The 6051-nt window shown below is 39.3% G+C and carries 10 protein-coding genes, 1 pseudogene and 1 other annotated feature; of the genes and pseudogenes, 8 read left to right on the top strand and 3 right to left on the bottom strand.

Features of this window, described 5'->3' with window-relative positions; genetic code table 11:
- The coding region (locus tag T529_RS0104945; protein WP_033162510.1) for an ATP-binding protein at nucleotides 1–270 on the top strand (270 nt) is incomplete at its 5' end.
- A gap of 82 nt (nucleotides 271–352) precedes the next feature.
- Here T529_RS0104945 and T529_RS0104940 read toward each other — a convergent pair.
- The 3 genes and pseudogenes from T529_RS0104940 to T529_RS12755 form a co-directional block, all read right to left on the bottom strand.
- A complete protein-coding gene (locus tag T529_RS0104940; RefSeq protein WP_033162504.1) occupies nucleotides 353–796 on the bottom strand; it encodes a hypothetical protein in 444 nt (147 codons plus the stop codon).
- Nucleotides 783–998, bottom strand: a complete 216-nt coding sequence (locus T529_RS0104935) for a helix-turn-helix transcriptional regulator (RefSeq protein ID WP_033162503.1) — start codon at nucleotides 996–998, stop codon at nucleotides 783–785. The genes T529_RS0104940 and T529_RS0104935 overlap by 14 nt, the downstream gene beginning before the upstream one ends.
- Nucleotides 999–1185: 187 nt before the next feature.
- Nucleotides 1186–1350: pseudogene (locus tag T529_RS12755) on the bottom strand (TnpV protein); the annotation flags it as partial.
- 129 nt (nucleotides 1351–1479) lie between these two features.
- Between T529_RS12755 and tnpA the strand changes: the two are divergent.
- The 7 genes from tnpA to rpmI all read left to right on the top strand — a co-directional run bounded on the left by tnpA (nucleotide 1480) and on the right by rpmI (nucleotide 6049).
- Complete coding sequence (tnpA, locus tag T529_RS0104925; protein WP_033162502.1) at nucleotides 1480–1920, top strand: IS200/IS605 family transposase; 441 nt, start codon at nucleotides 1480–1482, stop codon at nucleotides 1918–1920.
- The gene (locus T529_RS13480; RefSeq protein WP_238560783.1) at nucleotides 1877–2407 is read left to right on the top strand and encodes an RNA-guided endonuclease InsQ/TnpB family protein; all 531 of its coding nucleotides are present in this window, start codon (nucleotides 1877–1879) and stop codon (nucleotides 2405–2407) included. The genes tnpA and T529_RS13480 overlap by 44 nt, the downstream gene beginning before the upstream one ends.
- Complete coding sequence (locus tag T529_RS13475) at nucleotides 2407–3006, top strand: RNA-guided endonuclease InsQ/TnpB family protein (protein ID WP_238560782.1); 600 nt, start codon at nucleotides 2407–2409, stop codon at nucleotides 3004–3006. The genes T529_RS13480 and T529_RS13475 overlap by 1 nt, the downstream gene beginning before the upstream one ends.
- 188 nt (nucleotides 3007–3194) lie before the next feature.
- Nucleotides 3195–4295, top strand: a complete 1101-nt coding sequence (locus tag T529_RS0104915) for a glycerate kinase (RefSeq protein ID WP_033162501.1) — start codon at nucleotides 3195–3197, stop codon at nucleotides 4293–4295.
- Complete coding sequence (locus T529_RS0104910) at nucleotides 4282–5106, top strand: RluA family pseudouridine synthase (protein ID WP_033162500.1); 825 nt, start codon at nucleotides 4282–4284, stop codon at nucleotides 5104–5106. Before T529_RS0104915 ends, T529_RS0104910 begins: the two co-directional genes overlap by 14 nt.
- Before the next feature lie 42 nt (nucleotides 5107–5148).
- Nucleotides 5149–5280, top strand: a sequence feature (ribosomal protein L20 leader region).
- Between the two features lie 3 nt (nucleotides 5281–5283).
- The gene (gene infC, locus T529_RS0104905) at nucleotides 5284–5841 is read left to right on the top strand and encodes a translation initiation factor IF-3 (RefSeq protein WP_033162499.1); all 558 of its coding nucleotides are present in this window, start codon (nucleotides 5284–5286) and stop codon (nucleotides 5839–5841) included.
- Between the two features lie 13 nt (nucleotides 5842–5854).
- Complete coding sequence (rpmI, locus tag T529_RS0104900; RefSeq protein ID WP_033162498.1) at nucleotides 5855–6049, top strand: 50S ribosomal protein L35; 195 nt, start codon at nucleotides 5855–5857, stop codon at nucleotides 6047–6049.
- Nucleotides 6050–6051 lie beyond the last annotated feature (2 nt).

The raw sequence follows: 6051 nt of genomic DNA, 5'->3' as shown, positions 1-6051 counted from the left end.
AGGCTGCTGATACTAGACGAGCTTGGCTACGAGAAGATGGATGTGGATACAGCCAATCTCTTCTTCAATCTCATTGCGAAGAGATATGAGAAGTCCAGCACTCTCATCACGACTAACCTGACATTCTCCAAATGGCCAGAGGTTTTTGGAGATCCTGTTCTTACGAATGCACTCCTTGACAGACTGTTACACCACAGTCAGGTATTGAACATTAATGGTCCTTCCTACAGATTAAAAGATCAGCTTCAGCTAATGACTGATGATGATTAAAAAGACAAAATAAAAATGTAGGAAAACCTACATTCTTATTTTGTCCAAAACCTGCATTATTATATTGACTTTTGCATTTTCCTTAATACTTTTTCATCAGCTTATTAAAAATGACAATTCCTGCGATAACTTGAAACAGTAAATATCCGCTGAGATAGAGTACAATCATGCGAGTATTATCAATGACTTCCAATGCTCCGAGAATACCGAAAACCAAAATAGAGAAACAAATAACCAGCAGTCCTAAGCTGTAAGTATATCTTCCGGCTCTATCTCTGATTTTTGTTTTTAACTCGTCATGCTGTTCAATTCGTTCGTTTTCCAAACGCTCTTCGTATCGCTCTTTATTTTTTGGGGAACTCCAATAAAAATATTTGCATATCATCATAATTCCTGGGAAGATACCTGCGCCAGCAAAGCCCCATAAAATGCCCTCTAACTTTGTTTCAATCAACAGCGCAACAATCAAACAAGCCACACCGAAAAGCACATATAGTATCCCGGTTATCAAATTACTTTTTTTCATTTTCTGCACCTCTTTCATAGATAAAGATTTCTTCAATCCGCTTGCCAAAAAAGTCTGAAATTGCAAAAGCTAATTCCAATGATGGATTATACTTTCCGGTTTCGATTGAACTAATGGTTTGTCTTGAAACACGAAGCATTTTTGCAAAATCATCTTGATTTAATCCTCGCTCCTTTCGTAACTGCTCAACTTTATTCTTCAAAAAAACGCCTCCTTGCATGACAAGTTTCCTTTACAAACTTACTATAGTATGACATATTTATCTTGTCAAGTTTCCTTTACAACATTTGCTTCTTTATCATGGGAAAATTACAATTTATTCATACAGTAAGAGCGCCCAAACATTTTTCGTCCGGACGCTCTCAGTATCAGTCATAAATCAGCTCAAACTACACAACTTCCTCTGCCTGTGCCTTGTAAGCGTTCATCTGCCGCACCCATTCTATTTGGTTTTCGGCTTTCAGCTGTTCGGTCACACCGTTTTGCTCTGCCAGTGACCGCACGATCAGCTCCATGCGGTTTCGTGCCGCTTCGTCAATCTCGGCGCAATACTGTCTTACGTACACCCAGCTATAGGTGGTGGGATGAATTGCGATAAACACGGCGTTTTATTGATTTTTGTATCCTTTAATTTTATAATCTAAATATAATCAGTCGTAATAATTAGAAAGGTCATGAACACCATGCAATTAGACACAAATAATCATTCGGTATTTATATTACGTTATCACCTTGTCATGTGTGTAAAATATCGTAATAAGGTAATAGATGATACTATCTCTAACCGTCTGAAAGAGATGTTTGTAAAAATTGCCCCTGCGTATAACATTACGCTGGAGGAATGGAATCACGATATGGACCATGTTCACATTTTGTTTAGGGGGCAACCTAATACCGAAATCAGCAAGTTCATCAATGCTTACAAATCAGCGAGCAGCCGCATCATAAAGAAAGAATTTCCTGAGATTCGTAAATCCTTGTGGAAAGAGATGTTCTGGTCACAGAGCTTTTGTCTGCTGACCACTGGAGGTGTCACAGCAGATATTATTAAGCAGTATATACAGTCACAGGGAGAGAAGGATGGCAAACAAAGCAATCAAGTACAGGGTGTATCCTACAACTGAACAAAGCACCATGTTCTCTAAGACCTTTGGCTGCTGCCGTAAGATCTATAATCTTATGCTTTCCGATAAGATTGAAGGCTACAGGACCACAGGTAAGTTTCCTGCTGTTACGCCTGTCCAGTATAAGGATGAATATCCATATTTTAGGGAGGTAGATAGTCTTGCCCTTGAAAACGTGCAGATGAATCTGCAGGCTGCTTTCCGTCATGCTTTTCGCAAATCTCACAAAAAGAATAACGGATTTCCTAAGTTCAAGTTTGCAAAGCACTTTCGCAGGTCTTATACGACAAACAATCAGAAAGGCACAGTTGCTATCATAGACAATAAGTACATCAGACTTCCTAAGATTGGTAAAGTAAAAGCTGTCATCCATCGCGTTCCTGAAAGTGGTTGGCTTATCAAATCTGCTACTGTATCTCAGGAATCTGATGGCAGGTATTATATTTCTGTGCTTTTTGAATTTGATAAAGGGAAAATGCTTACATAGTGGATAAAACTAACGCCATTAGATTAGATTATGCTTCTGATGGTCTATATGTTGACAGTAATGGCAATGCGGGTACTAATCACAAATATTATCGTGAAAGCCATGACAAGCTTGCCAGGGCACAGTGTAGATTGTCCCGTATGCAAGGCTCTAAGAAGCATGAAGATAAATCCAATAACTATATTAAGCAGCTCCGTAAAGTAAACAGAATTCATAGATATATCGCTAATCAGCGTCTGGATAACCTGCATAAAATATCTGCTGAGATAGCCAATCAGTATGATGTTGTATGTGTGGAATCTCTAAATATGCGTTCTATGGCAAATCGCGGCTTCGGAAACGGCAAGGCTACACTTGATAATGGATACGGCATGTTTCTTAACATGCTCGAATACAAGCTGTCTGACAGAAATAAGTATCTTGTCAAAGTGGATAAGTGGTTTCCGTCATCACAAATCTGCAGTTGCTGCGGTACATTGCATCCCGAGATGAAGGATTTATCTAAGCGCAAAATGATATGTGATTGCGGACTCACGATAAGCCGTGACCAGAACGCTGCTATCAATATACTAAACGAAGGATTACGTCTGCTTAGTTAAGTAGCATAAACAAAATATATAGAGTAGGGATGGAATAGCCCGAACTCATACGCCTGTGGACATTGTGTAAGACGTTGAGCTGCGTAACAATGCAGCCAATGCAGTAGTGGTTGAAGCAGGAAGTTTCGACTTCTATGAGTCGGAGCAGTTCACTTGTGTTAAGATAAATAGGAAATGGAGTGAAGTGTATGAAGGTATTGGCTTGTTTTGATTCATTTAAAGAATCAATGAGTGCGAAAAGTGCTGGTGAAGCAGTTCAAAGAGCCTTAGATGATGATGTGGAGATTATACCATTGGCAGATGGGGGCGAAGGGACGCTTGAGGCATTAAGTGATGGGCTTAAGGGGACGTATTATCAAGTTGAAGTGACTTCGCCTAACTTTAAGCATGTTATGGCGAGATATATGGTGGCTGGTGAGTTTGCTGTTATTGAATGCGCCCAGGCATGTGGGTTAGATCTTCTTGAAGAAGAGGAAAAGAATGCGTTGCATACAACAAGTCTAGGTGTTGGTGAGATGATTGTTGATGCTTTTCATCATGGTGCACGACGCTTTATGATTACTCTTGGCGGGTCAGCAACAAATGATGGCGGAATTGGCATGCTTACTGCCTTAGGCATACGCTTTCTTGATGCCCATCATCAGCCTGTATCACCAAGTGCACAAGGCCTTGGCAAGATTACAGCGATTGATAGAAGCCATTATCTTTTTCGAAATGAAGATGTGAGCTTTATCGCTGCCTGTGATGTCGAAAATCCATTATTAGGTCCTCATGGCGCAACCTATGTCTTTGGTCCACAAAAAGGCTTACAAGAAGAAAGGTTAGAATGTGTTGATCAAGCCATGGCGCATTATGCTTTATTAAGTGAAGAAGCGCTTGGGAAGTGTTATCGTGAGATACCTGGAACAGGGGCAGCAGGCGGTTTAGGCTATGCGATTGTTAGTTATCTAGGTGGACGTTTAGAAAAGGGCTTTGAGATTGTCAGTCAGATGGTTCATCTTGATGAGGCGATTAAGAAGGCGGATGTTGTTGTGACAGGCGAGGGCAGCATAGATCAACAGACACTCTCGGGAAAAACACCTTATGGTGTTTTGATGCATGCAAAAAGATATCACAAACCGGTTGTGGTCTTTGCCGGTAAGGTGAAAGATGTTGCCTTGCTTAAGGAGGCAGGTTTTATGGATGTTATTTGTATTAATGAGGAAATAAAGGATCTTGCCACAATGCTGAAAGAAGGTCCAATGCATCTAGAAAGGGCTGTAAGAAGGTATTTTGATGAAAATTGTTAAAGAAATGATATTGATGGATTATTTATTACAGAACTATAATCGTACGAAAGCTAAGAATCTGCTTAAATATAAGGAAGTTCAAGTTAATGGCAAAATTATTACGCAATATGACTATGTTCTTAAGATAGGTGATGATGTTTCCATCAGCAAGATAGCACCTTCTTTACTGCCTTTTGATATCATCTATGAAGATGATGAAATCATCGCCATTAATAAACCAAGTGGATTATTATCAGAACGTACAGCTAAAGAATCCAAGCGTACAGCCTATATGATGGTCAAGAACTATGTTGGCAAGAAGCATGAACAGCTCTATCTTGTTCACCGTTTAGATCAGGATACTTCTGGTGTCCTGATGTTTGTGAAGAACAAGAAGCTCTATGAATATCTTACTCATCATTGGAATGATTGTGTGACAATGCGCAGTTATTATGCTGTTGTTGAAGGAAAGATGATTGGGCGAGGCACAATTGATAATTATTTAGCAGAAAGCAGAGGGCAGGAAGTCTATATAACGAAAAAGGGTGGCCAGCGTGCGATTACCCATTATGAAGCAATAGCTTCTAACAAGCATTGTTCTCTCGTCCATGTTCTTCTTGATACAGGGCGCAAGAATCAGATTCGTGTGCATATGGCTTCATTGCATCATCCTATTATGGGGGATAAGAAATATGGGGCAAGAAGCAATGAACTCAAAAGACTAGCCTTGCATGCAGATACATTTAGCTTTATTCATCCCTTTACTCATCAGAAAATGACATTTACGACTGCTATTCCTGATTCGTTCGAGAAAGTTGTAAAAAAGCATTGACATAGATTAAGAAATTTTATAGAATGAGCAAGTAAATAAAGTAGTGGAAAGAAGAAGTGCTCGCTTCTCGCCTGACTGATGGATGTTGGTAGGCAAATGTCACTGAAGATATTAATGTATTAATTCTTTGGGATGTTTATGCGGGTGCTTATGCACCTGCTTTTTTATTGTTAAGCAATGGAGGTGGCTTTTATTAGAAAATACGATAGAACTAAACCAAAACCAAATGATGATTTAGTTAATGGAAAAATTCGCTTTAGAGAAGTTCTTGTGATTGACCAGAACGGAGATCAGCTTGGAACTATGAGTAGCAGAGATGCCCAGAACAAGGCAAATGATGCAAATTTAGACTTAGTGTGCGTTGCGCCAAAAGCAAAACCACCTGTATGTCGAATCATGGACTATGGTAAATATCGTTTTGAGAAACAGAAGAAAGAAAGAGAACAGAGAAGAAATTCTAAGGTTGTCTCTCTAAAGGAAACTCAGCTTTCTCCAACTATTGATGTCCATGACAAAAATGTAAAACTGAAGAGAACTCTCAAATGGCTGCAAGATGGCGATAAAGTCAAGGTTGCAGTAAGATTTAGAGGAAGACAGATGGCACATATTGAAATTGGACAGAAGATTCTTGATGATTTCGTTGAAGAATGTAGTGAATATTGTGTTATCGAAAAGCCAGCTAAAATGGAAGGCAGAACGCTTATTGCGATTCTAGCCCCTAAGAAGAATAAATAGGAGGAATTTAGTTATGCCAAAAATGAAAACACACAGTGGCCTAAAGAAACGTTTAAAGAAAACAGGTTCAGGTAAATTCAAAAGATCTCATGCTTATGTTTCACACTTATCACACAACAAAACTCACAAGCAGAAGAAGCATTTAGCAAAAGCAACTTTAGTGCATCCATCAGATATGAAGAGAATTAAATCTAGATTAGGTAAGTAAGG

It is taken from the genome of Sharpea azabuensis DSM 18934, from assembly GCF_000702165.1.
GTDB lineage: Bacteria > Bacillota_I > Bacilli_A > Erysipelotrichales > Coprobacillaceae > Sharpea > Sharpea azabuensis.
The sequence above is the reverse complement of the archived record's forward strand: the minus strand, read 5'-3'. Positions and strand labels throughout refer to the sequence as shown.

Bases quoted from the DNA above. Each gene is read 5' to 3' on its own strand.
- T529_RS0104940 (WP_033162504.1), bottom strand. From the start codon at position 796: ATGAAAAAAAGTAATTTGATAACCGGGATACTATATGTGCTTTTCGGT.
- tnpA (WP_033162502.1), top strand. From the start codon at position 1,480: ATGCAATTAGACACAAATAATCATTCGGTATTTATATTACGTTATCAC.
- T529_RS13480 (WP_238560783.1), top strand. From the start codon at position 1,877: ATGGCAAACAAAGCAATCAAGTACAGGGTGTATCCTACAACTGAACAA.
- T529_RS0104915 (WP_033162501.1), top strand. From the start codon at position 3,195: ATGAAGGTATTGGCTTGTTTTGATTCATTTAAAGAATCAATGAGTGCG.
- T529_RS0104910 (WP_033162500.1), top strand. From the start codon at position 4,282: ATGAAAATTGTTAAAGAAATGATATTGATGGATTATTTATTACAGAAC.
- infC (WP_033162499.1), top strand. From the start codon at position 5,284: ATGGAGGTGGCTTTTATTAGAAAATACGATAGAACTAAACCAAAACCA.
- rpmI (WP_033162498.1), top strand. From the start codon at position 5,855: ATGCCAAAAATGAAAACACACAGTGGCCTAAAGAAACGTTTAAAGAAA.